General features: G+C 74.4%; 26 protein-coding genes. 13 read left to right on the top strand and 13 right to left on the bottom strand.

Annotated features, from left to right (window positions below; translation table 11 throughout):
* Positions 1-162 precede the first annotated feature (162 nt).
* The gene (locus I5Q34_RS26235; RefSeq protein ID WP_277965722.1) at positions 163-726 is read left to right on the top strand and encodes a hemerythrin domain-containing protein; all 564 of its coding nucleotides are present in this window, start codon (positions 163-165) and stop codon (positions 724-726) included.
* 110 nt (positions 727-836) lie between these two features.
* Here the strand turns inward: I5Q34_RS26235 and I5Q34_RS26240 are convergent, their stop codons facing one another.
* Genes I5Q34_RS26240 through I5Q34_RS26250 form a run of 3 tightly spaced genes read right to left on the bottom strand, consistent with a single transcriptional unit; the run spans position 837 to position 4150 of the window.
* Positions 837-2324, bottom strand: a complete 1488-nt coding sequence (locus I5Q34_RS26240) for a CoA transferase (protein ID WP_199894891.1) — start codon at positions 2322-2324, stop codon at positions 837-839.
* A gap of 39 nt (positions 2325-2363) precedes the next feature.
* The gene (locus I5Q34_RS26245) at positions 2364-3362 is read right to left on the bottom strand and encodes a 3-hydroxyacyl-CoA dehydrogenase family protein (protein WP_199894892.1); all 999 of its coding nucleotides are present in this window, start codon (positions 3360-3362) and stop codon (positions 2364-2366) included.
* Between the two features lie 50 nt (positions 3363-3412).
* Complete coding sequence (locus I5Q34_RS26250; RefSeq protein WP_199894893.1) at positions 3413-4150, bottom strand: acetoacetate decarboxylase; 738 nt, start codon at positions 4148-4150, stop codon at positions 3413-3415.
* Positions 4151-4292: 142 nt separating this feature from the next.
* Between I5Q34_RS26250 and I5Q34_RS26255 the strand changes: the two genes are divergently transcribed.
* Positions 4293-5189 (top strand): LysR substrate-binding domain-containing protein, encoded by an 897-nt coding sequence (locus I5Q34_RS26255; RefSeq protein WP_199894894.1) that lies wholly within the window; start codon positions 4293-4295, stop codon positions 5187-5189.
* A gap of 10 nt (positions 5190-5199) precedes the next feature.
* On the opposite strand, the gene I5Q34_RS26260 is transcribed toward I5Q34_RS26255, so the two are convergent.
* From I5Q34_RS26260 to I5Q34_RS26280, 5 genes are all read right to left on the bottom strand, one after another.
* The gene (locus I5Q34_RS26260) at positions 5200-5400 is read right to left on the bottom strand and encodes a hypothetical protein (RefSeq protein ID WP_199894895.1); all 201 of its coding nucleotides are present in this window, start codon (positions 5398-5400) and stop codon (positions 5200-5202) included.
* A complete protein-coding gene (locus tag I5Q34_RS26265) occupies positions 5379-6542 on the bottom strand; it encodes an AAA family ATPase (protein WP_199894896.1) in 1164 nt (387 codons plus the stop codon). The genes I5Q34_RS26260 and I5Q34_RS26265 overlap by 22 nt, the downstream gene beginning before the upstream one ends.
* A gap of 117 nt (positions 6543-6659) precedes the next feature.
* A complete protein-coding gene (locus I5Q34_RS26270; protein ID WP_199894897.1) occupies positions 6660-7247 on the bottom strand; it encodes a hemerythrin domain-containing protein in 588 nt (195 codons plus the stop codon).
* A 345-nt stretch (positions 7248-7592) separates the two neighbouring features.
* Positions 7593-8237 (bottom strand): DsbA family protein, encoded by a 645-nt coding sequence (locus tag I5Q34_RS26275; RefSeq protein ID WP_199894898.1) that lies wholly within the window; start codon positions 8235-8237, stop codon positions 7593-7595.
* A gap of 157 nt (positions 8238-8394) precedes the next feature.
* Positions 8395-9186, bottom strand: a complete 792-nt coding sequence (locus tag I5Q34_RS26280) for an inositol monophosphatase (protein ID WP_199894899.1) — start codon at positions 9184-9186, stop codon at positions 8395-8397.
* A 105-nt stretch (positions 9187-9291) separates the two neighbouring features.
* On the opposite strand from I5Q34_RS26280, the gene I5Q34_RS26285 reads away from it, so the two are divergent.
* Positions 9292-10242 carry an Lrp/AsnC family transcriptional regulator gene (locus I5Q34_RS26285; protein ID WP_199894900.1) on the top strand — a complete coding sequence of 317 codons (951 nt, stop codon included), beginning with the start codon at positions 9292-9294 and terminating at the stop codon, positions 10240-10242.
* 327 nt (positions 10243-10569) lie between these two features.
* Here the strand turns inward: I5Q34_RS26285 and I5Q34_RS26290 are convergent, their stop codons facing one another.
* The 3 genes from I5Q34_RS26290 to I5Q34_RS26300 all read right to left on the bottom strand — a co-directional run bounded on the left by I5Q34_RS26290 (position 10570) and on the right by I5Q34_RS26300 (position 12481).
* Entirely contained in the window at positions 10570-11421 is an 852-nt protein-coding gene (locus tag I5Q34_RS26290) for a class I SAM-dependent methyltransferase (RefSeq protein WP_234429553.1), read from the bottom strand.
* Positions 11422-11473: 52 nt separating this feature from the next.
* Complete coding sequence (locus I5Q34_RS35065; protein WP_234429554.1) at positions 11474-11611, bottom strand: hypothetical protein; 138 nt, start codon at positions 11609-11611, stop codon at positions 11474-11476.
* Between the two features lie 318 nt (positions 11612-11929).
* A complete protein-coding gene (locus I5Q34_RS26300) occupies positions 11930-12481 on the bottom strand; it encodes a GNAT family N-acetyltransferase (RefSeq protein WP_199894901.1) in 552 nt (183 codons plus the stop codon).
* 325 nt (positions 12482-12806) lie between these two features.
* Between I5Q34_RS26300 and I5Q34_RS26305 the strand changes: the two genes are divergently transcribed.
* From I5Q34_RS26305 to I5Q34_RS26335, 7 genes are all read left to right on the top strand, one after another.
* Positions 12807-13634, top strand: a complete 828-nt coding sequence (locus I5Q34_RS26305; protein WP_199894902.1) for an SGNH/GDSL hydrolase family protein — start codon at positions 12807-12809, stop codon at positions 13632-13634.
* 17 nt (positions 13635-13651) lie between these two features.
* Positions 13652-14842 (top strand): acyltransferase, encoded by a 1191-nt coding sequence (locus I5Q34_RS26310; RefSeq protein WP_199894903.1) that lies wholly within the window; start codon positions 13652-13654, stop codon positions 14840-14842.
* Between the two features lie 47 nt (positions 14843-14889).
* A complete protein-coding gene (locus tag I5Q34_RS26315; protein WP_234429555.1) occupies positions 14890-15486 on the top strand; it encodes a GerMN domain-containing protein in 597 nt (198 codons plus the stop codon).
* 75 nt (positions 15487-15561) lie between these two features.
* Positions 15562-16254, top strand: coding sequence for a response regulator transcription factor (locus tag I5Q34_RS26320; RefSeq protein ID WP_199894904.1), 693 nt, complete (start codon positions 15562-15564; stop codon positions 16252-16254).
* On the top strand, positions 16251-17702 hold the full coding sequence (locus I5Q34_RS26325) for a HAMP domain-containing sensor histidine kinase (protein WP_277965723.1): 1452 nt from the start codon (positions 16251-16253) through the stop codon (positions 17700-17702). The genes I5Q34_RS26320 and I5Q34_RS26325 overlap by 4 nt, the downstream gene beginning before the upstream one ends.
* Entirely contained in the window at positions 17699-18190 is a 492-nt protein-coding gene (locus tag I5Q34_RS26330; RefSeq protein ID WP_199894906.1) for a GerMN domain-containing protein, read from the top strand. Before I5Q34_RS26325 ends, I5Q34_RS26330 begins: the two co-directional genes overlap by 4 nt.
* Positions 18191-18422: 232 nt before the next feature.
* Complete coding sequence (locus I5Q34_RS26335; RefSeq protein ID WP_199894907.1) at positions 18423-19718, top strand: cation:proton antiporter; 1296 nt, start codon at positions 18423-18425, stop codon at positions 19716-19718.
* 18 nt (positions 19719-19736) lie between these two features.
* Here I5Q34_RS26335 and I5Q34_RS26340 read toward each other — a convergent pair whose 3' ends face one another.
* Both I5Q34_RS26340 and I5Q34_RS35875 read right to left on the bottom strand, forming a co-directional pair.
* Positions 19737-20114, bottom strand: coding sequence for a VOC family protein (locus I5Q34_RS26340; protein WP_199894908.1), 378 nt, complete (start codon positions 20112-20114; stop codon positions 19737-19739).
* A 28-nt stretch (positions 20115-20142) separates the two neighbouring features.
* Positions 20143-21327 (bottom strand): cytochrome P450, encoded by a 1185-nt coding sequence (locus tag I5Q34_RS35875; RefSeq protein WP_199894909.1) that lies wholly within the window; start codon positions 21325-21327, stop codon positions 20143-20145.
* A gap of 563 nt (positions 21328-21890) precedes the next feature.
* On the opposite strand from I5Q34_RS35875, the gene I5Q34_RS26350 reads away from it, so the two are divergent.
* The 3 genes from I5Q34_RS26350 (at position 21891) to I5Q34_RS26360 (ending at position 26184) form a co-directional block, all read left to right on the top strand.
* Positions 21891-23195, top strand: coding sequence for a cytochrome P450 (locus I5Q34_RS26350; RefSeq protein ID WP_199894910.1), 1305 nt, complete (start codon positions 21891-21893; stop codon positions 23193-23195).
* Between the two features lie 90 nt (positions 23196-23285).
* On the top strand, positions 23286-24371 hold the full coding sequence (locus I5Q34_RS26355; RefSeq protein WP_199894911.1) for a polyprenyl synthetase family protein: 1086 nt from the start codon (positions 23286-23288) through the stop codon (positions 24369-24371).
* 7 nt (positions 24372-24378) lie between these two features.
* Positions 24379-26184 (top strand): class I SAM-dependent methyltransferase, encoded by a 1806-nt coding sequence (locus tag I5Q34_RS26360; RefSeq protein ID WP_199894912.1) that lies wholly within the window; start codon positions 24379-24381, stop codon positions 26182-26184.
* Positions 26185-26190 lie beyond the last annotated feature (6 nt).

Genomic DNA, 26190 nt, shown 5'->3' on the forward strand with positions numbered 1-26190 from the left:
CCGACCGCGCTCCTCTCCCGTTCCGGCGTCCGTCAGGTCACTGCCCTACCCGGGCAGCGGACGGGCTACCGGCCGATTGCTCCGAGCGGCGCAGACCGGTGGCCGCCGGCGGCACGCCGGGCGAGGATCGGGGCGGTCCCGCGAACCACCGGAGGGCTGGTCGTGCCCCACCAACCGGACATCATCGGCGAACTGACCGCCGGCCAGAGGGCGGTCCTCCGGCTGTTCGACGGCATCCGCGCCGCCGCCCCCGGCAGCGCGGCGCGCAAGGAGCTCGTCGACGCGGCGGCCGCCGAACTCGTCCGGCACGCGGTCGCCGTGCGGGAGCACCTGTATCCCGTCGTGCGGGAGCGGGTCGCCGACGGAGCGGACCGGGCGGAACGCGGCGCGGCGGCGCACCGCGACATCCGGCGGATCCTGCGGGAGCTGGACCGCACGGCCCCGGACGACCCGGAATTCGTCCCGCTGCTCCTCGGCCTGATCGGGCGCGTGACCGACGACTTCCTGGACGAGGAGCAGCGGCTCTTCCCCCGGCTCCAGGCCGTGTGCCCCGCCCGGACCCTGGACGAGCTCGGGGAGAAGGTACGCCGGAGCAGGCCCCGGCTGCCCACCCGTCCGCACGTCGCGCTCCCCCGCTCCGCGCCGGCCACCCGGCTGCTGGGAGCCGTGGACCGGCTGCGCGGCCTCCTGACGGGCCGCGGCCGCGGGCGGCCCGCGAACGGCTGACGGCCGCCCGGGGCTTCCCGGCATGCCGGCGCCGCCGCGTCAGGGAGTGAACCCGGCCGGACCGGTCCGTGGTGCCGGTCCGGCCGGGGGCCGGGGAGGACGGCCGGCGGTCAGCCGCGGGGCAGCCACTCCGGGCGGCAGGCGCCGCGCGGGAGGAGGATCTGCCGGTACGCGCCCGGGGTCCCGGACATCCGCACCTGGTCGGTGACCCCCTGGTAGTGGCCGAGCGGGGTCTGCGCGGTGAAGGTCTCCGGGGCGGGGTAGGCGTGCTCCTCGCCGGTGCCGGCGATCGCGGTGGCGTACGCCTTGTCGAAGACGCCCATGCTCAGGATCCACAGGGCGACGCGGGACAGGGAGACGTGGACGCGGTAGCTGCCGCCGTCGACGGCCCGGCGGCGCAGGGCCTCCACGATGCCGGCGGTCATGAACCACGAGACCAGGTAGTCGTTGACCACCGTGATCGGCGGCAGGGCCGGCCTGTCGCCGTCGCCCTCCAGGTGCAGCAGCCCGGTCAGCGCGCCCGCGGTCTGGTCGAAGCCGAGGTAGCCGGCCCAGGGGCCGGTGCGGCCGTTCAGCGAGACGGTCGCGTACACCAGGCCCGGCCGCCGGGCGATGGCCTCGTCCTCCGACAGGCCGATGGACTCCAGGAAGCCGGGGCGGCGGTTGGCGAAGAACACGTCGGCCCCCGCTTGGAGTTCATGGACGCGGGCCCGGCCCTCGGGGGTGTACGGGCTCACCGTCGCCGAGCGGACGCCGACGTTGGCCGTCCGGTACGTGACGTCGTGCTCCAGCTCGTTCGGCCGCCACAGGTTGAGCACGTCGGCCCCGTGCAGGGCCAGCGCCCGGCCGGCGCCGGCGCCCGCGATGATGTGGCCCATGCCCAGCGACCGCACCCCGTCCAGCGGCGCGGTCGCGCCCTCGGGCAGCGGCTCGGGCGCGCTGTCGCCGACGCGCGTGATCTCCACCAGCGGCATGTGCGCGAGGTGGTCGGTGTACTGGCGTTCCGTCAGGATCTCGCTCGGCGTGCGGACCATGGGCATCACCGCACCGGCCTCGGCCCCGGCCCTCTCCAGCTCGCGGGCGTCCCACCCGGCGATGGCGGCGGCGACCGCCTCGGGCACCTCCGGTGCGCCCAGCAGCTTCTGCGCGGCCTGCTTGATGTTGGGGTAGATGTTGAACGGCATCATCCAGCGCCCGTCGGCCGTCCGGTAGAAGGCGTTGGCATAGGCCATGTTGGGGATGGACGGGGTGCCTGCGGGGTAGCCGTTGAGCAGCTCCCACTTCTGGTCGTAGAAGGGGCAGAGCCGGTGCGGGCCCACCCTCAGGTCCATCGCGATGTCCTGGCCCGGACCGCCGCGCTGCCGCCACAGCGCGGCGACGGCGGCGGACTTGGCGACGAGGGCGATGCCGGAGGCGGCGCCGAGCCGCAGCGTGCTGGGCACCACGGGGTCGGCTCCGTAGTAGGTGATCGTGCCGCCGGTGTCCCCGGGCTTCAGCCCGATGCCGGCCAGGACGTCGGCCGTTTCGGCGTGGACGTCGAACGCGTCGTCCGTCGCGGGGGCGGCGATCGCCTGGGTGATCTTGTCGGTGAGAGACATGATGCGTGGTTTCCCGGGTGGGTGAGGTGCGGTGAGGGGTCAGTCGCGGGTGGGAGCGGGTGTGCCGGGGGCGTCGCCGAGGACGCGCATCAGGGCGACCTGCGCGCGGTCGCGGCGGGCGGCGAGCTCACCGACCGGCACGTCGCCGAACGCCTGCCGGGCCTGCTCGGTCAGCCGGGCGACGGTGGTCTCGTCGAAGGCGGGACGGCCCAGGCCCGGCCACATGGCTTCCATGGCACGGCCGAGGTGCTCGATGAAGTGCGGCAGACCGCCGGGGCCGCCGCCGAGGTGGAAGGTGCGGAAGGGGCCCGCCACGGCCCAGCGCAGACCGATGGAGGCGGTGACGATGTCGTCGAGCTCCTGCTCGGTCACCACCCCCTCGGCCACCAGGTGCACGGCCTCGCGGAAGAGGGCGGACTGCAGCCGGTTGGCGACGAATCCGGGGACCTCCTTGCGCAGGACCTGCGGCCGCTTGCCGAGCGCCGCGTAGAAGTCGCGGGCCCGTTCCACGGTGGCCCGGGAGGTCCGCTCGCCGGGCACGATCTCCACCAGCGGCACCAGGTGCGGCGGGTTGAAGGGATGGCCGACGACCAGGCGTTCGGGCCGGCGCATCGCCTGTGCGATGGCGGTGGCCGGGATGCCGGAGGTGGAGGTGGCCAGCAGCGCGTGGGCGGGCGCGGCCCGCTCGACGGTCCGCCAGATCTCCTGCTTGGCCTCCAGTCGCTCGGGCCCGTTCTCCTGGACGACGTCGGCATCCGCGACGGCGGTGGCGAGGTCGGCCTCGAAGCGCAGCCGGCCGGTCAGGCCCTCGGTGGGCAGCCCCAGTCCGGCCAGGCCCTCGACGACCTCCTCCAGGCCGTCGAGGACCAGCTTCTCCACGTCGGGGCGCGGGTCGCTGACGACGACGTCCATGCCGTGGGCGAGGAACAGTCCGGCCCAGGAGATGCCGATCACCCCGCCGCCGATGATCGTGGCCCGCCGGTACGTGCCCGGGAGGCGGACGGCGTCCGCTGCCGCCGGTTCGGTGCTGTTGTCCATGGTCTTCACGCTTCTCTCGGTGTCCGTGGTGCCGGCGGTGTCGGGAACCCTCAGCCGGCGAGGTAGTCGTGGACCGCTTCGGCGGGGCTGAGGGTGAGGTCGGCCACGATGTGGCTCGCGCCGACGACCTCCAGGACGGGCAGGTCCGCGAGCGGCGCCAGCGCGTGGGCGAAGAGCTGCAGCCGGGCAGGGCCGCGGAACGCGCTCTTGACCGTGATGTCGTCGATCCGGGTACGGACCAGCTCGCAGATGCGCGGCGTACCGTCGTAGCCGAGCGCGGTCTTGACCATGAACGTGGGCGTACGGATCTCCGCCCGGGCCTCGTCCGGGTCCATCGGGTCGTGCTTGTAGCCCATGGTGGCGGTGGCCACCCGCAGCGAGCCGTAGTCGAGGGTGCCGACCAGCGTGTCGGAGTCGACGCGGAGCACGGGGGAGCCGAACTTCTTCGGGTACGCGCTCAGTTCGCGGCCGCTGGTGATCGCCGGCACGCTGTCGACGTACATCGCCAGGTTGAACTCGCCGTGCTCGCCGTCGTGTTCGACGGAGATGAGCTGGCCGGCCTCGGTGTAGTCACCCAGGCCCGTCACATCCGGCATCCGGATGACCTCGAAGCGGACCAGCGGCTCGGGGACGGTCAGCGGCTCGGGGACGATCCGGCGCAGGGCTTCGGGGTCGGTGCGATAAGTGATGTTGAGGTACTCGCGGTCGGTGAACCGGTACCGGGCGGGGGCGTAGGCGGGCGCGTTCACCGGGGTGGTGAACAGGCGCGCGACGTCCTGCGAGCGCATCGGAGGACTCCAGGGGCTCAGGGATTCTCGGGAGGGGAAGAAGCGCCGGCCGGTCGGCCGGAGCTCCCCACGACCGAGTGAACGCCCCGGGCAGGATGTCTGTCCAATATATGTTTTCGTAGATCGAGATATGGTTGAGCATATGGAACTGACCAGGCGCCTCCTCGAACAATTCCTGGCCGTGGTCGACGAGCAGCACTTCGGCCGGGCCGCGGAACGCCTCTCGATGAGCCAGCCACCCCTCAGCCAGGCCGTCCAGCGCCTGGAGCGGGGCATCGGCGTGACCCTCCTGGAGCGGGGGCCGCGCGGTGTGCGCCCGACCCCGGCGGGCACGGCCTTCGCCGCGGACGCGCGGCGGATGCTCAACCTCCAGGACGCCGCCCTCGAACGGGCGCGGCGCGTCGCACACGGGCTGGAGGGCGACGTGCGGGTGGGGTACGTCAGCATCCTCAGCCACCGCCATCTGCCCCGGCTGCTGGACGCGGCCGCCCGGGAGACGCCCGGCCTGCGGATCAAGCTGCGCCAGGACTCCTCGGCCTCCGTGGCGGAAATGGTCCGGTCGGGCGCCCTCGACCTGGGGTTCCTGCGCGACCCCTCACCCGTACCGGCCGGCCTGGTCACCCGGGACGTCGCCGTCGAACGCCTCGCCGCCGCACTCCCCACCGGCCACCGGCTGGCCGGTGAGGAAGCGATCGGACTGGCGGACCTGCGCGCCGAGGACTTCGTCCTGCCCGACGCCACGGCGCTGCCGGCGCTCGCGCAGCAGCTCCAACTCGCCTGTCACGAAGCGGGCTTCACCCCCCGGCCCCGGGCCGCCGCCGACGACCTCACCGGCCTGCTCAGCTACGTGGCCTCCGGGCTGTGCGTCAGCGCCCTCCCCGAGACGCTGCGCGAATTCGCCCTCCCCGGAGTCGTCTTCGTCCCGCTCCGGGGCACATCGGCCAACCTGGACACCCGCATCACCGCCGTGTTCCGCCCGGACACGGACGCCGCCGTCCAGCGGCTGCTCCACCTGATCGCCCGTCATATGTCCGACTGAGGCGGCATGTTCAGGTGATCGTGCCGGGCCGGAAGCGGGCGGCGCCTTCGGAGCCCGGGTGCCACGCGCGCCGCCCCGGCGGGCTGCCGCCCCAGCCGATCGGCATGCACCGGCCCAGGTCCGTCCCGGGCCGGGACGGGCCCGGCGCCGCGTTGCGTGCCGCGGACGGCACGGGACGCCGGCCGCGCGTCAGCGCTTGGGCCAGTGCCACGCCGGTTCGTCCAGCGGGCCCTCGCGGCCTGCGACGTCCGTCCGGCCGAGGCCGTCCTTGACGAGGGTGACGGGGTTCACGTCGAGCCGGTGGCGGCGGGCGCCGAGCGTGAGGGCCTCGGCCAGGTCGGGGGCGTGCGTGACCACGACGATCTGGGTCTTCCGGGTCGCGGTGAGGATCAGGTCGGCCAGCGGGGGCAGCAGGTCGGGGTGGAGGCTGGACTCGGGCTCGTTGAGGACGAGCAGCGCGGGCGGGCGCGGGGTCAGGAGGGCCGCGGCCCACAGCAGGTAACGCAGGGTGCCGTCGGAGAGCTCGGCCGCGCCGAGCGGGCGCATCAGGCCGGGCTGGCGCAGCCGCAGCTCGAACCGGCCACCCTCGTTGCCGATCTCGGCCTCGCTGCCGGGGAACGCCGCGTCCACGGCGGCGTCCAGGGCCTCGTGGTCGCCGGTCTCGCGGATCGTCTGGAGCGCGGCCGCGAGGTCCGAGCCGTCGTGGGCGAGGACGGGGGTGCGGGTGCCGATCCGGGCACTGCGGGCCGGTGCCCCGGCGTCGGTGCGGACGTGGTCGTAGAACCGCCAGGACCGCAGGTGCTCGCGCAGGCGCAGCAGGTCGGGGGCGAGCTGCGGATCGGCGAGCTCGCCGAGCATGCTGTCGTAGGGGCGGAGGGCGTTGACCGTCCGGTGCCAGGTGCCGTCCGCGGTGCGGGTGCGGACGGCGGGGCCGGAGCGGTCGGAGAGCAGGGCCGCGGGACGCAGGACGGGGCCGGCCCAGGTGCACTCCCGCTTGATCTCGGGGTCCAGGTTGAACATGGACGGAGCGCCCTCGCCGCCCGCGGTCGGGACGGGGTGCCCGAAGTCGACCGCGTACCCGAACTCGTCCCCGGAGAAGCCGAGGCGCAGGCTGACGGGCGCCGCACGGCCCGTGCCCCGCCGCTCGCCGGCCCACAGGGTGGACGGCAGCCCGCCCTCGCGGGCCAGCGCCGCGACCGCGCCGCCCCGGGCCGAGTCGGCGAGCAGCCGCAGGGCCCGGTAGAGGCTGGACTTGCCGGTGCCGTTCGCCCCGGTGACCACGTTGAGCCGGCCCAGCGGAACGATCAGTCGGTGCAGGGAGCGGTAGTTCTCGACGGCGAGCGTGGTGAGCATCGGTTCCCTCGGTGCAGTGCGGTGGATCTTTCCGCCAGTGTGCCAAGGGGGTACGACAACGCGGGCCGACGTGCGGGGCGGCCGGCGCCGACAGGTGCGCGCGGCCGGGCTGACCTGTTACGGCCGGGCGTTGGCCGCCCGGATGGCGTCCCTCACGCGGTCGGCCAGGCCCGTGAGGGGCCCCACGCTCCACTGCGCGAGCGAGGAGCCGGCCGTCCCCGGGTGCGGATGTGTGGGCGCGATCTTCTCGGCCGCGCGCACCAGGGTCCCCATCCGCCTGAGCTCGGCCTCGCTCCGGCCGGCGCGGATCGTGGGGAACTCCTCCCGCTCCTCGCGCCCGGCGTGGTCCACGACCGCCTTCTCGAACGCGCGCAGCCGGTCATCGAACTCGGCGCTGCCCACGTCCGTCTTCTCCAGCGCGGCGAGGACCTTGCTCGCCTCCCACTCCTCGTGGTTGCGGGCCTCGACCTCGTTCCGGCCGGCGGTGTCGCGGGCCACCGGGCGCACGATCATCTCCTCCGCCGTCTCGTGGACGACGAGCAGGGCCCTCAGCTCGTCGAACGCCTGCCGCTTGCGCTCCCCCTCCGCCGCTTCGACCTCGGCGAAGAGCTCGCGGATCCGCGCGTGCTGCGCCAGCAGGATGGCGACCACGTCTCCCTCGGGCGGACGGGCGGCCTTGTCGCGGGTGGTTGCCGCACCGCTCATGGGCTCGTTCCCCTTCTTCCGTCCCGGGTGTTGTCGCTCGTCCCTGCGCGTATCCCCGTTCGCGGCGGGGAAACCCCTCGGCCCGCGAGGGGCCGTTCCGCGGGAAGCGGCGACCGGGGGGCTACCGGGGCGCCGGGTTCGTCGCAGACCGGCGCGGCGCAGGCCACGATCCGGCAGCCAGTGTCCGGCGCCGCGGCGGCCACCGCGTGCCGCAGCCGCAGGACGCGCCCGCCGGCCTCGGCCCGCGCCCGGCCTCGTCGCCCTGCGCGGCCTCGTCCCCCGGGCCGCCGCCTCGATCTCCTCGGCCGACGGCCTCGGCAGCCCCGTGACCAGGGCCCAGGGGCATCACGTCGCTGCGTGTACCCGCGCCGGTGCGCCGACCGCCGCTTCCCTCAGCGCGGCGAGGAGATCCTCCTCGGACCGGGCGCCGACCAGGCTCCCACCGCCTTCGAACAGAAACACCGGAACGCTGGTGACGCCCAGGTCCCGCACGACGCGCTGCCCCGCCGCCACCTCGGCGGAGCCCGCGAGCGGAGCCTGTTCGACGCCGGTCTCGCGGGCGAGGCGCTCGAGAACGGACGGGTCCGCGACGTTGAGCCCCTCGGTGAAGTAGGCGCTGAACAGGCGGTGCGCCATCTGCTCGCCTCGGTCCTGCGCCGCGGCGTGGGCGATGAGGCGGTGCGCGTCCAGGGTGTTCGTGAAGATCGCCTTGTCGAAGTTCAGCTCCAGGCCGCTGCGGGCGGCCAGAGCGGTCATCCGGGCCGTCTGCTCCTCGGCGGACGGGCCGAAGACGCGGCGGTGCACCTCGCTGAGGAGCTCCCCCTCGGCCGGGGCGTCGGGGACGATCTGGAAGGGCAGGAACTCGACGTCGACCGCGCCGCCTTCGGCCCGGAACCGCTCGACCGCATGCTTGAAGCGGGCGTAGCCGAGAGCGGACCAGGCGCAGGCGATGTCGAGGACGATGCGGACCTTCATGTTCTTCTCAGTCATGTTCTTCTCCGTCATGCGCTTCTCCGTTCCGGGACCCGATGCCTGGGGTGGGCTGTTCGGTGGCGACGAGAAGAACGTAGGCGTGGAGCGGTGACGGCCACATCTGCCGGATGACCGGGTTCGTCACCGGGCGCCGACGCGCCCGGAACCCGGTCGGCTACCAGGTCGCGGCACCGGCGGTCAGCGCCTCCAACAAGTCGCCGTGCAGTACGGGCGGTGCGACGAGGAAGCCGGACGCACCCGCCCGCCAGGGGTTGCCGTCCAGATCGGTCACCGTGGCGCCGGCCTCGCGGGCGATGAGGGCACCGGCGAGGAGGTTGGCGTCGTCCCGGCCGTACTCCCAGAAGCCGTCGAGCCGGCCGGCCGCCACGTCGGCGATCTGCCAGGACACCGGGCCGAGGTTGCGCACCGCGGCGACGGCGGGCACGACGGCGCTCAGCGCCCGGCCCGCCTCCGTCACGGCCCGGGAGCCGGGCGCGGGGAACGGCGGCTGGCCGGTGGCGACGATCGCGGCGGCGAGTTCTCCCTCGGCGGCGGGCACGACGGGGACCCCGTCGCGGTGGGCCCCGGCGCCCCGCGCAGCGGTGCAGGTCTCGCCGAGGACGGGCGAGTGGAGGACGGCGGCGACCGGCTCCCGGTCGCGGACCAGGGCGAGGCTGACGCACCAGTGGGGCAGACCGCGCAGGTACTGGACGGCGCCGTCGATCGCGTCGATCACCCACACCGCGCCCTTCTCAGGCAGTTCGGTGTCGAGTTCGCCGGCCCACCGGGCGTCCGGCACCAGGCCGTCCAGCCGGCGGCGGAGCAGGGCGGCGGCCGGGTCGTCCACGGAGGCGAAGGTGGCGCGCAGGGCGTCCATCGTGCGGCCCGGGGCGGGGCGCGGGCTCTCCAGCAGGAGCCGCCCGGCCTCCTGGGCCGCGGCGGTCATGGCGCTGAGCAGGTCGTTCATGGATCGGTCCTCCGTGAGACGCGCGGTGGTGGCGTGGTTCCACGATCTCCGCCGGGGTGCTCCGGGAGGCCCTCGCGCCCGCCCGGATGAGCGAAACTTGCGATCATGGCCGCATCCATGAGCGAAGACGTCCTCGACCACCACGATCAACGGCTGGTCGCCGCCCTCCAGTGCGACGGCAGGCTGACCGCCGAACGCGCCGCCGAGGTGCTGAGCCTGCCCCTGCGCGCGGTGCACCGCCGCTGGGCGGCGCTGTTCGGCTCGGGGACGGTACGGGTGGTGGCGGTGCCGCCGCGGGGGTCCCTGCCCGCCGCGATGACCCTGCGGGTCAAGGTGCTGCGCGGCAAGGCCGAGGTCGTGGCCAAGGCTCTGGCCGACCGGGACGACATTCCGTTCGTCGACCTGTCGGCGGGCGGCGACGAGATCGGCGCGATCCTGCTCGCCGACCCGGGCGCCCCGCACCGGCTGGTGTTCCGCCGGCTCCCGGCCACCGGCGCGGTGACCTCGGTGGACGCGCAGACGATCCTGCACGTCTTCCGCACCGCCGACCAGTGGCGGCACGACGTCCTGACCCCCGAGGAGGCGGCCGCCCTCACCCCCGCGCCGACCGGCGGGGCGTCCGCGCGGCCGGACGGGACCGACCGCGCCGTCCTGGCCGCGCTCGCCGAGGACGGCCGTGCGTCCGCCGCCGCGGTGGCCCGCGCCACGGGCCGTCCCGAGTCGACCGTCCGCCGCCGGATCGCCGCCCTCCGCGCCACGGGGCTGCTGAGGACCCATGTCCACGTCGACGCACGGAGGTTGGGCCTGGCCGTGGACGCCGGCCTCCGCCTCCAGGTGCCGCCCGGGGACCTGGACCGGGTGGGGCGGACGCTCGCCCTCCACCCGGCCGTGCACGGCGCCCTGGCCACCACCGGCCACACCAACCTGCACCTGGCGGTCTGGCTCCGCGACCTGCCCGGCCTCTACCGGTTCGTGACCCGGGACGTCGGCGCCCTGGGCGTCACCACGGCCGAGACGGTGCTGGTCGGGCGCGCGGTCAAGCGGCCGGGCAGCTGACCGCCGGTGGCGGCCGCCGCCCCGGCCCACCGGGTGAAAAACGGTTTCCCGGTACAGCGACCGGTAAGGCGAGGGAAAGGCGTCGCCTTCGGGAAGGAGTTTCCCTTGCTCGCCGCGCTCGTCACCGCCCTGCTCCTGCCTCCCGCGCTGCTGGCCCTCGTCCTGCTCCTCGGGCGCTACGAGGAGCGCGTGCTGGGCCCTCCCGGAACCGACCGCCACCTGAGTCTCGTCCCCGAGCCGTCCCCGGGCCCACTGCCATCGTCCGCGGCGTCGCGGGAGCGGCGCGCCGCCCGACCTGTCCGGCCGGAATCCCGGGCGGCGGCCGTCTCAGGATCCGGGCCGGTGCGCCGTGACCGTGAAGTAGTCGAGGAGACCGTCGCGGTGGGCCCGCAGAAAGTTGCGGGGCCACGTACCGGGTTGCCACACCGTGGACAGCCAGCGGTCCCAGCCGGGCCACACCGACGCGCCGATCGAGGTGACCTCGATCGCGGTCAGACCGGACCGTTCGAGGCTCCCGGTCAGTTCCGGAACGCTGTGGGCGACATCCAGGCCGGTGGCGAAACTGTCCAGCAGACCGGCGAGTCGGCCGGCCCGGCCGGGGTCGTCGTCGGGGGTGAAGAAGCTGGTGACGACGGCGCGGCCGCCGGGCCTCAGGACCCGGGCGGTCTCGCGGGCGAACGCGTCGAGATCGCGGAAGTGCTGGGCCGCCTCGACGCTGTACACCCGGTCGAACCCGGCGTCGCCGAACGGCATCCGCTCGGCCGCACCCCGTACGAACCGCAGCCGCTCGTCCGGGCCCGCCAGCAGGCCGGAGTGGGCCCGGCGGGCGCGTTCGAGCTGCTGCGGATGGATGTCCATCCCGGTGACCCGCGCGAAGCCGTACTCCTCCAGCGCCACCGCGCAGCCCGTCCCCCGCCCGCAGCCGACCTCCAGGGCCGAGAGCCCCTCCCCCGGCGCCACGGCGTCGAGCACATGGCGGTACATCGCCAGCTGGCTGCGGATCCGGTCGTCCTCGGTCAGCGGCCGGTCGAGGTCGATGCCCTGCCAGTGGCCGAAGTTGATGAATCCCCCGGCGAACAGGGGCATCGCGCCGAGGTCGCCGGGGCCGTACGCCTCCCGCACCGCCGGCGCCATCGGGGGCGGAACGTCCCCCTGGGACTCCTGGGACTTCGGCATCATCCGTGCTCCCTCCTGCCGTACGGCGCTCCATCACCGCCGATCACCGCGCGCCTCACCTTCGCACGGGCGGCGCGGGCAGCGCCAGACCGGCGGAGGCCGCGACGAGCACGACGAGCGCCACCACGTTCAGCGTCCGGTCCAACGGTCCGTACACGTGCGGCATCCGCAGGTGGTGGACGAGATGCAGCACGTTGAAGACCAGCCAGGCGGCGCCCGTCGCAGGGCGGGGACGGACAGCACGGCGAACGCGATGTACACGGCCCCGGCATCGCTTGCCAAGTGCTCGTTGTACGGCCCGGACCGCGGAAGCCGGCTGAGTCCGAACCCGGGAAGCGGCCGTACCAGGACCGTGGGGCGAAGCAGGCCCGGAAACCCGTACAGGCCCCGTACAGCGTCAGCAGCACCAGGCATACGCGGCGAGAGATGTCGCCCATACCCACCCGATCCGGCGAGGCCCGCGTGACGCGCTCCGGACGAATGACGAATACAGCGGGAAGGACCGCGTTCTTCACCCGGAGGACGGTCGGCCGGACGCGTCCGGGAGGGCCTTCTCCAGCCACGCGACGTCCCAGTACGCGCCGAACTTGCGGCCGACCTCGCGGTGGACGCCCGCCGGGCGGAAGCCGAAGCGTTCGTGCAGGCGCAGGGACGCGTCGTTGGGCAGGGTGATCGCCGCGTAGGCCCGGTGGACGTCCTCCCCGGCCAGGGCCTCGAAGAGCGCCCGGTACAACTGGCTGCCAAGCCCTCGCCCGCCGCGCCCCGGGGCAAGGTAGATGCTGGTCTCGACCGACGTCTCGTACGCCCGCTTGGGGCGCAGCGGACCGCTGGTGGCGTAGCCGAGCACGGTGCCCGCCTCCTCCGCGACCAGCAGCCGGTGCCGGCCGGTCGCCGGGTGGTCGGCCAGCCACCGGCGGCGGTCCGCGGCGCGGACGGGTTCGATGTCGAAGGTGATCGGGGTGCTGGTCACGTAGTGGTTGTAGAGGTCGGTGAGCTGCTCCAGGTCACGCTCCTCCCCCGCCCGGATGCGTGTGGCGGTGCTCGCGCCGGTGATCTGGTCCATGGAGTCCGGTTCCCTTTCGACGGCGGGAAAGGGACCATAACCGCTTCGTGTTACGGGAGTATGTCCGAATAGGCCGGGATGCGGCCGTCGGGTCACGGAACGGTCCGGGGCACCCGGGACGCACGCGGAAGGCGCTCAAAGCGCCTCTGATTCCTCCGAGTTGGAGGGACGCGCGGCACCGCGGACCGGCTGCCATTGCGATCGGGGGTACTCGATTCGGCCCACCGCCGCTTCCCGGGCCCCGCCGGTGACCGCCCCTTGCCCGTTGTGTGACCGATCGATGACCACGGGGCGAACCGGCCGGACGCGCTGATTGCCTGCTGGCATGCACAAGGACACCACCACTCACACCCGCCGCCCCCGCCGCCGGGCCGCGTTCGCCGCCCTCCTCGCCGCCACGGCGGTGACCGGCCTCGCGCTCACCGGCTGCGGTGCCGGGGACGACAAGGACAGCGGCTCGAAGCCGGGCGCCGACAACTCGGCGGCGGCGTCGCCGACGGGCAAGAAGGTCCTCTGGATGGGCGACTCCATCGCCGGTGCCGAAGCCCCGCCCCTGGAGGCCGCGTTGAAGGCGAGCGGTGTGGAGGTCAAGAACGCCGCGTCCGACGGCGGCGGCACCGTCGTCGAGGGCGACAAGACGACCGGGCCGATCGCGAAGGACACGTGGAAGGACCTCGCGAAGAACATCGCGTCCTTCCGCCCGAACGTGATCGCCTACCAGATCACCACCTACGACTGGGGCACCGCCGAGCAGCAGCGGGCCTCGTACGAGAAGCTCGCGAGGACCGCGCGGGACGCCGGCGCCGAGCTGGTGATCGTCTCGGCTCCGCCCTTCAAGATCGACGACTTCTACAAGAAGTCCGGGGGCGCGATCGCGAGCGCGCCGAAGGCCGCCAAGGAGGTCGCCGACCGCAGCGGCGGCAAGGTGCGCTTCCTCGACGCCTCCGCGCTGTGGGGCACCGACGCCGGGGCCGGGAAGGCCCAGCGGTCGTCCGACGGCATCCACTCCTGCCAGCAGGGTTCCGCCTCCTTCGCCAAGTGGTTCACCGAGCGGCTCGGCACGGCGTACGGCTTCGCCCCGGCGGACCCGGCGAAGTGGGCGACCGGCTCGTGGACGGGCGACGCGCGGTACGGCAAGCTCGGCTGCCGTTGAACCGCGTGCGGATCACCATGTCCCGCTCCCACCGGACCGCCCGCATCGCCCCGCTCGACGGCCTGCGCGGGCTGGCCGTGCTCGCCGTCCTGCTCTTTCACGCCGGGCACCTCGGCGGAGGTTTCCTGGGCGTCGACCTCTTCTTCGTCCTGTCCGGCTTCCTGATCACCGGCCTGCTCCTGGGGGAGACGGCGCGCCACGGCCGCATCGCACTGGCCGCGTTCTGGGGCCGGCGCGCCCGCCGTCTGCTGCCCGCGCTGGGCGTCGTGGGTGTCGCCACCCTGCTGCTCACCTGGGCGTTCGGGTCGCCGTCGGTTCTGCTCTTCGCGCTCGACGACGCGCCGTGGGTCGCGGCCCAGGCCGTGAACTGGCATTTCGTCGCCGAGCAGATCGGGTACTGGAACGCCTCCGGCACCCGCGTCTTCGCACATCTGTGGAGCATCGCCGTCGAGTGGCAGTTCTACCTGGTCTGGCCGCCGGCCGTGGCCCTCGTCGGCAGGGGCCGGGGCGGCCACGGGCGCGTGGCCGTGCTCGCCGGTGCGGGGGCGCTCGTCTCGCTCGCGCTGATGGTCGTCCACGGGGGCGCCGTCGACACGACGCGCGCGTACGAGGGCACCGACACCCGGGCGTTCGCGCTGCTGCTCGGCGCGCTGGTGGCCACGGTGCCGGTCCGGCGGCTGCTCGCCCGTGTCCCGGGACGGGCGTCGGACGGGCTGTGCGCCGCGCTGGCGCTGGTCATCGGCGCGGCCTGGGTGCTGACGGACGGCCAGAACGCGCCCGGTCTCTTCCGGGGCGGCCTGTTCGCGCACTCCGCGGCCTGTGCCCTGCTGATCGGGCTGCTCGCCCAGGACCCGGACGGACGTGCCGGACGGCTGGCCGGGAGCCCGGTCCCGCGCCGGCTGGGCGAGCTGTCGTACAGCCTGTACCTGTGGCACTGGCCGGTGTACCTGTTGCTGCCGCAAACGGTGTCCGGCGTCGGCGGGTGGGGCCGTACGGCCGTGGCGATCGGGGTGTCGCTGCTGGCCGCGTGGGCGACGAAGGTGCTGGTGGAGGATCCGGTCCGGTTCCGGGTGCGCTGGGCGGCCGGGCGTCGGGGCCTGTTGGCGCTCGCCGCCGCCCTCGCCGTCGCGGCGGGCGTGTGGGCGGCCGTGCCGCAGCCGCACCCGGGTGCGGGAACCGTGGACGTCGGACGGCTGACCGCGCCGTGAGACGCGGGTGCGAGGGGTCCGGCCGGGTCCGCGGGGAGACTGGGCGCATGCCGGCGAAGGCCCTTTCCAGACCTCTGCGGCGGACGGTCCGGGCCGCCGGCGCGGCCCTGCTCGCGTCCTGGGCGCTCGCCGCCTGCGGCGTCCCCGACAGTGGTCCGACGGCGAACGGCGCCCCGGCCGGCGGGGCGCGCGCGGCCGGATCCGCCCGCCTGATGCGGGTGTACTTCGTCGCCCCGAACGGCAGCTGGCCCGTCGCCCGCCCCGCGCCCGCCGGCGCCGGACCGCAGCAGGCGCTGGACGGACTGCTGGCCGGCCCGACCCGGGACGAGCGGGCGCGCGGGCTGGTCACCGCCCTGCCGGCCGGGACGCACCGGGTGCGGGCGGGGTCGACGGCGCCGGGAACGGTGGAGCTGTACCTGCCGTGGCTGGTGTCGGAACTGGACCGGGCGGCGGTCAACCAGCTGGTGTGCACGGCCGCCGCGGCGCCGGGGATCCCGGGCGGGAAGCGGCCGGCCGACGTGGTCGTCCGGGTCCACGAGTCGGGGCTGCCCGGCGGTCCGTGGGCGGTGACGTGCGACGAGACCGGCGCGGCCGCCCCGATGGGGGCACCGGCGCCGGGACCGGCCAACGAATCGCCCGAATAGATATGTTCCACCCGTATCCACCCTTTCGTTCCGCGCGGGTGGTCACGCCGACGAGCGAGAGGAGAGGGCCGGTCCATGACACGCGTCCTGCTGATCGAGGACGATCCCGCCGTGCGCCGGGGCGTCACCCTGGGGCTGCGCCGCAACGGCCACGAGACGGAGGCGGTCGGCACCGGCGAGGACGGCCTGGAGTCGCTCGGCCCGTTCGCGCCGGACATCGTCCTCCTCGATCTGATGCTGCCCGGCATGAGCGGCCTGGAGGTGTGCCGGCGCATCCGCGAGGCCGGCCAGGTGCCCATCGTGATCCTCTCCGCCCGCGGCGACGACATCGACGTCGTGGTGGGCCTGGAGGCGGGCGCCGACGACTACATCGTCAAGCCCGCCAACACCGAGGTCATCGAGGCCCGCATGCGCGCGGTGCTGCGCCGCGTCGCCCCCACGCAGCCCGCCGCCGGCCACCACGACGGCCCGCTGGTCCACGGCGATCTGGAGATCGACGCCTCGGCGGTGCGCGTGCGCAAGCACGGCCGTGAACTCACCCTCGCCCCCTCGGAGTTGAAGCTCCTGCTGTTCCTGTCGGCCTCCCCGGGACGGACGTTCAGCCGCCGGCAGCTCCTGGAGGAGGTCTGGGAGCACAGCTACTACGGCGACGCGCGCCTCGTCGACGCGTGCGTGAAACGGCTGCGCGCCAAGATCGAGGACGACCAGCGCAACCCGCGCTACGTCCGGACCGTGCGCGGCTTCGGCTACCGCTTCGGGCCGCTGTGAGAGCCCCCCGTTTCCCGCGCCGCCTCGTCCCGAGGGGCCTGCGCGCCCGCCTCGTCGTCGCGTTCGTCCTGGTCGCTGCGGTCAGCGCGCTCGCCGCCGCCGCTCTGACGTTCCGTCAGGCCCGGGCCGCGATCCTGGACCGCGCCCGGGACGACGCCGTGCACGACCTGCGCGCCCAGGTCGGCTCCCTGGCCCCCGACCTGCCGGCCGAGCCCGCCCGGGCGGATCTGCGCGCCCTGGCCCTCCAGCTCGACCGGGCCGGCGGCTCCCGGGACTGGCGCACCGCGGCCGCCTACCGCGACGGCTCCCCCGTCTCCGCCGCGGGCCCCGCGCCCGCCCTGCCCGAGGGGCTGCGCGGCGCGGCGGCCTCGGCCCGGACCGCCGTCGTGCAGCGCTTCCACCACGCCGACGAGCCCCGGCTCGCCGTCGCCCTGCCGGTCACCCGCGCCGGCCGGCCGGACGAGCCCTCGGGCCTGGTCGTCTACGCCTCCTTCTCCCTCGCCGGCCAGGAGCGCGACGTCGCCGCCCTCGTGGCGGCCGCGCGGGCCGGCGTCCTGCCCGTCGTACTGCTGGCCGTCGTCCCGGCGCTGCTGGCGGCCCGCCGCGTCCTGCGGCCCGTACGGCAACTGCGCTCCGCCGCCGAGGACATGGCCGCGGGTGCCCTCGACACCCGGATCGCCGTCACCGGCGGCGACGAACTGGCCGACCTCGGGCGGACGTTCAACTCCATGGCCACCGCCCTCCAGAGCGACGCGGCCGCGCTGCGCGCCATGGAGGCCCGGGCACGCCGCTTCGCCGCGGACGTCTCCCACGAACTGCGCACACCGCTCGCCGCGATGACGGCCGTCACCGGTGTCCTCGACCAGGACGCCGCCTCGGGGCGCCTGGACCCCGAGACCTCCGAGGCGCTGGAGCTGGTCGCCGACGAGACGGACAAGCTCGTCCGCATGGTCGAGGACCTGATGGAGATCTCGCGGTTCGACGCCGGCGCCGCCGTGCTGGAGCTCGACGAGATCGATGTCGCCGAACTCGTGGGCAAGACGCTCGCGTTGCGGCACTGGCGGGAGCGGGTCGGCGCCGACGTGCCGCCGGGGCTGCGCGTCCGTCTCGACCCGCGGCGCGTCGACGTCGTCCTGGCCAACCTCATCGGCAACGCGCTGCGCCACGGCGGTCCGTCCGTACCGGTGGACGTCCGGGCGCGCGCCGAGGGCGACCGGCTCGTCGTCACCGTCACCGACGGCGGCCCCGGCATCCCGGAGGACGTCCTGCCGCACGTCTTCGACCGTTTCACCAAGGGCGACGCGGCGCGGACCCGCAGCGAGGGCAGCGGCCTGGGCCTCGCCATCGCCGCGGAGAACGCCCGCCTCCACGGCGGCGCCCTCACAGCCGCCAACTCCCCCGAGGGAGGCGCCGTGTTCACGCTCTCGCTCCCCAGGGACCCGGCGTGAGACGGCACTTGCCCGCCCTCGTCCTGGTTCTGTCGCCGCTGGCGGGCTGTGGGGTGGACGACACGGGTCCCGGCCGGGCCGGCGCCCCCGCCTCCGGTCTGCCGCTGCCGGGAGGGCACCCGGCCGCCGCCCTCCACCTCTACTTCTCCTCCCCCGTCGGCCTCGAACGCGTCTCGCGCCTCTACGGCGGCCCCGACGCGCCCCAGGCCGCCATGGACCGGCTCGTCCAGGGCCCCGACCCGGCCGAACGCACCCGCGGCCTGGTCACGTTCGTCCCGCCCGGGGCTCCCGCGCCGACCGCCGTCACGCGGGAGCGGGACACCGTGGACGTGTACCTTCCGCCCGCCTGGACGGACAACCGCACCGCGCTGCGTCAGGTGGTGTGCACGGCGGCCGACGCGGTGGGGACCGGCGCCGGGCCGGAGGGCGTCCGGGTGCGACTGCACCGCGCGGAGGGCGGACCTGTCACGGAGACGTGCGCGCGATAGGGAGGCTACGGATCCACCTTCGTGTTCGTGCCACATACAACTGCTCGCTGATATTTCACCATTTATCCCTCCATCAGGTGGACGACCTCACTTCCCCCACGCAGGCGAGTAACTGCGCCATACAGTCTTCCTGGGCGTCGAGGGCTGCCGAGGGCCGCAGGCAGCGCCCGGCGTGCGCGACCGGCCCGGACGGGTACGACCCGCGATTCCCTCTCCCAGGAAGGCACGAGCCGTGAAAGGTTCCTCGCCGGAAGCGGCCGTGCTGGCCGACATCGCCCTCGTCCTGCTCCTCGGCGTCGCCCTGACGCCCCTTCGGCACCGGCTGCGGCAGCCGGCCGTGGTCGCCGAGATCGCGGCCGGGCTGCTGCTGGGCCCGAGCGTGCTCGGCCTGCTGCCCGGCCACCTGCCCGACGTGCTCTTCCCGGACGAGGTCCGGGCCCATCTGTCGGCGATCGCCCAGGTCGGCATCGCGCTGTTCCTGTTCGCCGCCGGCTGGGAACTCGACTTCCGCTCCCTGCCCGGGAGGGGACGCTCCGTGCTCGGCGTCGCCGCCGCCTCACTGATGCTGCCCTTCGCGCTGGCCATGGTCCTGGCGGGCATCCTCCTCGCGGTCCGCCCCGACCTGACCGGCTCGCCGCTCCTCTTCGCGCCGTTCCTGGGCATCGTCCTGTCGGTCGGCGCCCTGTCCGTCCTCATCCGCATCGTGGACGAGAACCGGCTCCAGGCGGCCCCGGCCGGGGCGACGGCCACCGCGTGCGGGGCGGTCAGCGAGGTCGTCGCCTGGTGCGCCATGGCCGCCCTGCTCACCGCCGCGCAGGGGCCGAGCTCCGGCAGCCTGCTCGTCACCCTGGCCGGGGTCGCCGCCTACGCGCTCGTCATGCTGCTCGCCGTACGCCCCGCCCTGCGCGCCCTGTTCGGCCGCCCCGGGGCCCGCCCCATGCTGCTCGTCCTCGTGGTGAGCAGCGGCGTCTTCCTCTCCGCCTGGTGCACCACCTGGCTGGGCGTCCACGCCGTCATCGGCGCGTTCGCGTTCGGCCTGGTCATGCCCCGCGACCTCGCGCCCGAACTGCGCGGCGCCGTCGAGGAGCCGGTGCGCCACACCGGCGCCCTGCTCATCCCCGTCTTCTTCGCGCTCGCGGGGCTGACCGTGGACGTGACCCGGCTGGGGCCGCGCGGGCTCCTCGCGCTCGCCGGGTTCCTCGCGGTGGCCTGGGGCGGCCGGTTCGCGGGCGCCGCGCTCTCCGCCCGCCTCCTGCTCCGGATGCCCCGGCGGGAGGCGGCGGTCCTGGGCGTCCTGGTCAACACCAAGGGGCTGAGCGAGGTCATCATGCTGAGCCTGGGCCGCGAGGCCGGCCTCATCGACGACCGCCTGTTCACCGTGCTCCTGCTCACGGCGCTGTCGGCGACGGTTCTCGTCAACCCGCTGGTGCGGCTGCTGACGGAGCGGGGCTCCAGTGAGGCCCCGACCGTGACCGTCCCGGCCCAGCAGCCCGCGCTCCGCGAACCGAGCCACGAGCAACAGGCCTGACCGCCCCGAGGGCCCGCCTCACCGGCGGACGAGACAGAACGGATGCCCCGCCGGATCGGCGTAGACCCGCCAGGTCTGCCCGTCCGAGCCGCCGTCCAGCACGGTCGCTCCCAGGGCCAGCACCTGCTCCTGCGCCCGGTCCAGGTCGGGGACGCCGAAGTCCAGGTGGAACTGCTGGGGCCGCTCCGGGTCGGGCCACGTCGGCGGCCGGTGGCCGGCGGCGCGCTGGAAGGCGAGGACGAGGCCGGACGGCGTGTGCAGGGTCGCCCAGTCGTCGTCGAGCGTCCACCGCCCGTCCGGCCGGTCGATGTCCCCGCCGAGCAACGAGCCGTAGAAGGCGGCGAGTTTGCCAGGGTCCGGGCAGTCCAGCACCACGCATTGCAGGTCGGCGATCATGGCCGGGATCCTAGACCGCCCCGGCCGCCTACCAGGTGACCGGGACCCCCTTCGGCCCTTCGTCGAGCAGCCGGACCGACCAGCCGACCTCCTCGGCCGGTACGGCGAGCCGCATGCCGGGGAAGGCGTCCGCGAGCGCGGCGAAGGCCTCCTGGAGCTCCACCCGGGCCAGCGCCGCGCCGAGGCAGAAGTGGATGCCGTGGCCGAAGGCGAGGTGCGGGTTCGGGGCGCGGCCGATGTCGAACGCGAGGGGATCGGCGAACTGTCCGGGGTCACGGTTCGCGGCCTCCAGGGGGATCAGCACCGTCTCCCCCGCCTTGACCGCCACCCCGCCCACCTCGACGTCCTCCCTGGCGACGCGGCGCATCTCGCCGCCGCCGGCCTGCTGGCGCAGCACCTCCTCGACGGCGGGGGCGACGCGCGACGGGTCGGCGCGCAGCGCGCCCAACTGGCCGTTGTGCAGGAGGTGGAGGGCGCCGATGCCGATCGCGTTGGCGGTGGTGGCGTAGCCGCCGACGAGCAGGCTGATGGCCATCATGAAGAGCTCGGACTCGCTGAGCCGGTCCTCCTGTTCGTCGCGGACCGCGATCAGCGCGTGGAGGAGGTCGTCGCCGGTGCCCGAGCGTTTGTCGGCGATGAGCCGCACGACGTACGCGTTGAGGTCCGACCACGCCTGGGCGGCCGCGGCCAGGGTCTCGTCGCTGACCGCGAGGAACGTGTCCGACCAGGCGCGGAATTGCTTCCGGTCCTCCTGGGGAATGCCGAGGAGTTCGCTTATCACGGTGATCGGCAGGGGATAGCCGAACCAGGCCGCGAGATCGAGCGGCCGGGGCGCGTCCCGCATGGCGCGCGCCAGCGAGTCGGCGATTTCGCGGACCCGGGGGCGCATCTCCTCGGCGCGCCGGGCGGTGAAGGCGCTGGAGACCAGCCGGCGCAGCCGGGTGTGCCCGGGCGGGTCCTGGAACAGCGAATCGCCGGTACGGGCCTCGCCGACCCAGCCCATCGCGCCGCCGTGGAGATGCGGTCCGAAACGCTGGTCGGAGAGGACGGAGCGGATGTCCTCGTAACGCGTGGCGAGCCATGAGGTGTCGCCGAGCCGTGTGGTCACGCGTGTCATCGGCGTGTGCGCGCGCAGCCGCTCGAACTCCCCGGGCGGACGCAGCGGATTGGGCCGCCGGAAGGGGAACGCGGGCTGATCCGGATGGTTCGCCACAGTAATTCCCCGTTCCCCGTTGCGGATCACGACCGGACTCTCGTGAGGATAGGACGCGGGCAACGGGTAATTCAACGGATCGGTACGGACGCGGTGGCCCGTTATCCGGAATCCCGCATTTCCCCGCTGGTCGGCAGCGTGTCAGGCCGCTGAACCGTCCACCGTCCGCCGCCGGGAATCATCCGCCCCACGAGTCATCCGGCGTCCCATCGGCCACGGACGCGTTGATCGGGAACGCGAACGACCGGACCGGTGATCGGAATTCCCTGCACGGGAGCACCGACAGCACCAGAAATCATCACAGTTGACAGCCGTCCATCCGGTGTTCCCGCGCATCAGGCCGAAATGCAGGCGCACTGCCTTGACGGCCGGGAAGGCCGGACCTAGGCTTCCGAAAATCAGCCCCGGCGCCGCGATGCGAGGGCGAAAAAATCCGGCCGGGGCGTCCGGGGCGTATTACACGGGGGTGTTGGATGCGCCATGGAACAACGCGCTATCGGTCGGCCCGTCCGTACCATCGCGAGGAAAACCGGCGGCGGAAGATCCCGGGCCCGTCGGATCCCGTGAGTCTGGCACGGTTCGCCTACCGGCTCGACCGCAGCCCGGCCACCGGGATTTGGGACATGTACCGGACGTACGGCCCGGTCTGCGCATTCGGTTCCGGCCCGATACGGACCGTCTTCCTCCTCGGTCCCGAGGCCAACCGCTATCTCGCCCAGCACACCGACAATTTCAGCTGGCGCGGCGGATACGAGATACTGCTCCCCCTCGCCGGCGAAACCGCGCTGCTGGCCAGCGACGGCGAAGGACACCACCGCCGGCGCAGACTGGTCGAACCCGCGCTGCACCGCGACCGCGTCGACGGCTGCATCGCACATATGGTCCGGCATACGGACGCCGTGCTCGACGCCTGGCGCCCCGGGCAGACCGTCGACGTGTACCGGGAATTCCGCACCGCGGTACGCCGGGCGACGATTTCCTCGTTCTTCGGCCCGCGTCTGGCCGCCGCCGACGCGGAGCTGGAACGCGATCTGCGCACCGCGATGCGGGTCCTCAACTCCTCCCTCCCGGTGCACAAGATCCTCCGCGCCGTGCCCAACCCCGCCTGGCGCGGACTGACGAACGCGGTGGCCCGCGTGGACGGCCGGGTGCTGGCCGAGATCGCCCACCGCCGCGCCGCGCCGGACCACGAGGACGACCTGCTCACCCTGCTGGTCTCCCCGCCCGACGGCCGGAAGGGCCTGAGCGACCGCGAACTGCGCGACATGATCGTGAGCCTGATCGTCGCCAGCTACGACACCACCAGCGCCGCGATCGGCTGGAGCGTCCACTCCCTGCTGACCGCCCCGGACGTCTGGGCCACCGCCCGCGCGGAACTCGACCGCGAACTGCCCGGGGACCGGCCTCCCACCGCGGCCGGCCTGGACCGGCTGCGCTACCTGGACTGGTCGGTCTCCGAGGCACTGCGCCTGTACCCGCCGGTCATGGTCGGCGCCCGACGGGCCCTGGCCGCCTTCGAGTTCGGCGGCCACCGCGTCCCCGCCGGGAGCCTCGTGGTGACCAGCCAGTACGTCACCCACCGGCTGCCGGAGCTCTGGCCGGAGCCGCACCGCTTCCGCCCCGAGCGCTGGGACCCCGGACAACCCGGCTACCGCCGCCCCGACCCGTACAGCTACCTGCCCTTCGGCGCGGGCTTCAGACGCTGCCCGGGGTCCTCGGTGGCCCGGGCCAACATCAAGGCGGCGCTCGTCCAGCTGCTGCGGCGGACCCGGCTGACCCTGACGGCCACGGACGTCCGGCCGGCCGGCCTGTCCGCCATGTACCCCCGCCACGGGCTGCCCGCGCGGGTCGACCGCGTCCGCGCCTGACCGGTCCCCCGGTCCGGCTCCGCACCCGGACCGCCCGGCCCCGCCGGCCGGGCGGCACTCCCCGAACCTGACGCCGAAGAGGTCAGCGAAGTGACCGTCAACGACTCCCGCGAGGGCATACCGGATACCGACGCACCGCCCCGAATACGGCACGATCCGACCGCCCTGCCCTGGACCCGGTTCCACGACATCGTCGCCGGCCACGCGGGCAAGGAACTCGTCGAGGACTACCTGCGCGCCTGCGAACTGCAGCTCGCGCGACGGCCGCAGACCGGCACCTTCCTCGAAACCGCACTGCGCCACGCCCTCTCCGGCGGAAAGCAGCTGCGTTCCCTGCTCGTCCTGGCCGTCGCCTCCGCCGCCCGCCGGCCGCTGCGCCCCGAGGCCCTCGGCCGGCTCGCCCGGGCCGGGCTGGCGGTGGAACTCCTGCACTACGCCAGCCTGGTGCACGACGACATCATCGACGGCGCCGACCTGCGCCGGGGCCGGCCGACCGTGCACCGCCGGGAGGGCGAGCAACGGGCCGTCCTCTGCGGCGACTACGTCCTGGCCCTCGCCTTCGACCGGGCGGTCGGCCTGGGACGGGCCGAAGGCGGCGTCGTCGCCCGGGCGTTCGCGGCGATGTGCGAGGGCATGGCCCGGGAGATCGGCGACCAGCACAACACGGCGCGGCGCGAGGCCGATTACTTCGCGGCCGTCGAGGGGAAGTCGGCCGCGCTGATCTCCGCCGCCTGCCGCCTGGGCGCGCTGGGCCGCGGGCTGACGGCGTCCGCGGTGGAGGCCCTGGGCGCGTACGGACGGCTGATGGGCCTGGCCTTCCAGATCGTCGACGACATCCACGACCTCACCCTGCCGCCCGGCAGCACCGGAAAGCCCCCGGGCCAGGACCTGATCGCCGGGATCTACACCCTGCCGGTGCTGCGGGCCCTGCCCCGGCAGGCCGGACTGGCGCACCTGCTCGCCCCGCACCGGACCGGCGAGGACGACCGGCCCGCGCGGGCGATCCGGCTGATCGTCGGCACATCCGCGATCGCCTCGTGCCGGGCCACCGCCCGGGACCTCGCCGAGGAAGCGGTCGGGCACCTCTCCCGCGCCGGCGGCGAACTCGGCCGGGACGGCGCCGGAATGCTCGGCGAGATCGCCCGGTCCGTCCTCTCCGCTCCGGACGGGGGGTGACGCACCCGTGGGACCGAACCCGACCAAGCCCGCCGGAACCGCGGTGCCGTTGAGCGCCGAGGAGTTCCGCGCCGTCCTGCCGCAGCGGCAGGCAGAGATCCTCAGAGGGCCCCAAGTAGGCGTTCACCTGCGGGAGTTCCTGCGGCTGCTGGTGATGATCGGCCGCCCCCGCACCTGCGTCCCGGGACTGTTCGCCTACGTCATCGGACTCGGCTACGCCGGACCCGTCCGGCCGGACGCGCTGACGCTGGCCGGCGCCGTCCAGGCGTTCCTCGTCGGCTTCCTCGCCAACGTCACCAACACCTACACCGACGTGGACGAGGACTGCCGCAACCTGCCCGGACGCGTCTGGCTGCTGTACCGCCTGGGCCGCCGCAGGCTGCTGTACGCGATCGTGGCGCTCAACGTCCTCATGGCCGCCCTCGCCCTGTGCTACGGCCCCGCGTACCTGGTCTTCGTCCTCGTCGGGCTGCTGGGCCTGCACCAGTACTCGTTCGGGCCGCTGCGGATGAAGGCCCGGCCCTTCCTCGGCCTCTACATCTTCGCGCAGGCCGTCGTCGGCCCGTTCCTCATCGGCTGGTTCGGGGCGCACCGCACGGTGGTCGCGCCGACCGGCCCGGCGCTGGCCATGCTGGCGTTCCTGTTCCTGTGGTTCGTGGCCAAGGGGCTGGTCAAGAACGTCCCGGACTACGACGGCGACCGCCAGGCCGGGCTGCGCACCTCCGCGACGCTCTTCGCCGACCGGCGCGCGGCCGCCGTCGCCGCGAGCGCGGTCACCCTGGCCGCGTACCTGTCCCTGCCGCTGCTGGTGCCCGCGCAGGCGTCGCCGCCGCGGGTCCTGTTCGCCACCCCCTGGGCCGTGCTCGCCGCCGTCCAGTGCCGCCGGCTGGTGCGCGCCCCGGACGCGGCGACCGGCAACCGTGTGCTCCGCGCCGACATGCTGCTCTCCAGCGGTTTCCTCGGGACGGTCCTGCTGCTCCAGATGCCCGGCTGGTCCTCGGTGGCCGTGCTGGGGGCGGGTGCGGTGATCCTCGTCGGCAGCGATCTGCTGGCCCTGGACACGCGCCGGGACGCCGACGCCAACGGCCCGGCCGCGTCCGGCGCGCCGGCCGGCGCGCCCTCGCCCCGGCCCCGGCCGAAGACGCCGCAGAGCCTGTTCGACCGGGTCGCGGGCCGCTACGACCTGTTCAACTCGGCCCTCAGCCTGGGCTCCGACCGGCGGTGGCGGCGCCTGGCCGCCGCCCGCGTGGACCCCTCGCGGCGGCTGCGCGTCCTGGACCTGGCCACCGGGACCGGCGGCCTGGCCACGGCCGTCGCCGCCCGCAACCCGGCGGCGTACGTCGTCGGCTGCGACCTCAACGCGGCCATGCTCCGGGTGGCCCGGGAGAAGACCGGCGGCCACGTCCGTCTCGTACGCGCCGACGGGCTCCGTCTCCCCTTCGCCGACGGCGTGTTCGACCTCGCCTGCGTGGCCTTCGCCGTCGACGACATGGACGACCGCGAGCGATGCGCCGCCGAACTGCTGCGCGTCCTGCGGCCCGGCGGCACGCTCCTCCTCCTCGAACTGGGCACTCCCGAGAACCGCCTGCTGCGCCGTCTGTACGCGGGCGGACTGCACGTCATGCGGCTCCTGGGGCGCTCCCGGCGCCTGGCGGGCTACCGCCACCTGCGGGAGGAGATCCTCACCTACCGAGGACCCGACGCCATCGCCGCGCTCTGCGCCGAAGCGGGCTTCGCCCGCTACGGCCGCCGGCCCCTGACCGGAGGCATCGCCTATCTGCACTGGGCGGAGCGGCGGCCGCACGATCCGTGAGGAGTC

It is taken from the genome of Streptomyces sp. AV19, from assembly GCF_015999245.1.
Classification (GTDB): Bacteria; Actinomycetota; Actinomycetes; order Streptomycetales; family Streptomycetaceae; genus Streptomyces.

Bases quoted from the DNA above. Each gene is read 5' to 3' on its own strand.
- I5Q34_RS26265 (WP_199894896.1), bottom strand. From the start codon at position 6,542: ATGCTCACCACGCTCGCCGTCGAGAACTACCGCTCCCTGCACCGACTG.
- I5Q34_RS26270 (WP_199894897.1), bottom strand. From the start codon at position 7,247: ATGAGCGGTGCGGCAACCACCCGCGACAAGGCCGCCCGTCCGCCCGAG.
- I5Q34_RS26320 (WP_199894904.1), top strand. From the start codon at position 15,562: ATGACACGCGTCCTGCTGATCGAGGACGATCCCGCCGTGCGCCGGGGC.
- I5Q34_RS26245 (WP_199894892.1), bottom strand. From the start codon at position 3,362: ATGGACAACAGCACCGAACCGGCGGCAGCGGACGCCGTCCGCCTCCCG.
- I5Q34_RS26340 (WP_199894908.1), bottom strand. From the start codon at position 20,114: ATGATCGCCGACCTGCAATGCGTGGTGCTGGACTGCCCGGACCCTGGC.
- I5Q34_RS26305 (WP_199894902.1), top strand. From the start codon at position 12,807: ATGCACAAGGACACCACCACTCACACCCGCCGCCCCCGCCGCCGGGCC.
- I5Q34_RS26290 (WP_234429553.1), bottom strand. From the start codon at position 11,421: ATGATGCCGAAGTCCCAGGAGTCCCAGGGGGACGTTCCGCCCCCGATG.
- I5Q34_RS26285 (WP_199894900.1), top strand. From the start codon at position 9,292: ATGGCCGCATCCATGAGCGAAGACGTCCTCGACCACCACGATCAACGG.
- I5Q34_RS26315 (WP_234429555.1), top strand. From the start codon at position 14,890: ATGCCGGCGAAGGCCCTTTCCAGACCTCTGCGGCGGACGGTCCGGGCC.
- I5Q34_RS26280 (WP_199894899.1), bottom strand. From the start codon at position 9,186: ATGAACGACCTGCTCAGCGCCATGACCGCCGCGGCCCAGGAGGCCGGG.
- I5Q34_RS26250 (WP_199894893.1), bottom strand. From the start codon at position 4,150: ATGCGCTCGCAGGACGTCGCGCGCCTGTTCACCACCCCGGTGAACGCG.
- I5Q34_RS26240 (WP_199894891.1), bottom strand. From the start codon at position 2,324: ATGTCTCTCACCGACAAGATCACCCAGGCGATCGCCGCCCCCGCGACG.
- I5Q34_RS26310 (WP_199894903.1), top strand. From the start codon at position 13,652: ATGTCCCGCTCCCACCGGACCGCCCGCATCGCCCCGCTCGACGGCCTG.
- I5Q34_RS26255 (WP_199894894.1), top strand. From the start codon at position 4,293: ATGGAACTGACCAGGCGCCTCCTCGAACAATTCCTGGCCGTGGTCGAC.
- I5Q34_RS26300 (WP_199894901.1), bottom strand. From the start codon at position 12,481: ATGGACCAGATCACCGGCGCGAGCACCGCCACACGCATCCGGGCGGGG.
- I5Q34_RS26275 (WP_199894898.1), bottom strand. From the start codon at position 8,237: ATGACTGAGAAGAACATGAAGGTCCGCATCGTCCTCGACATCGCCTGC.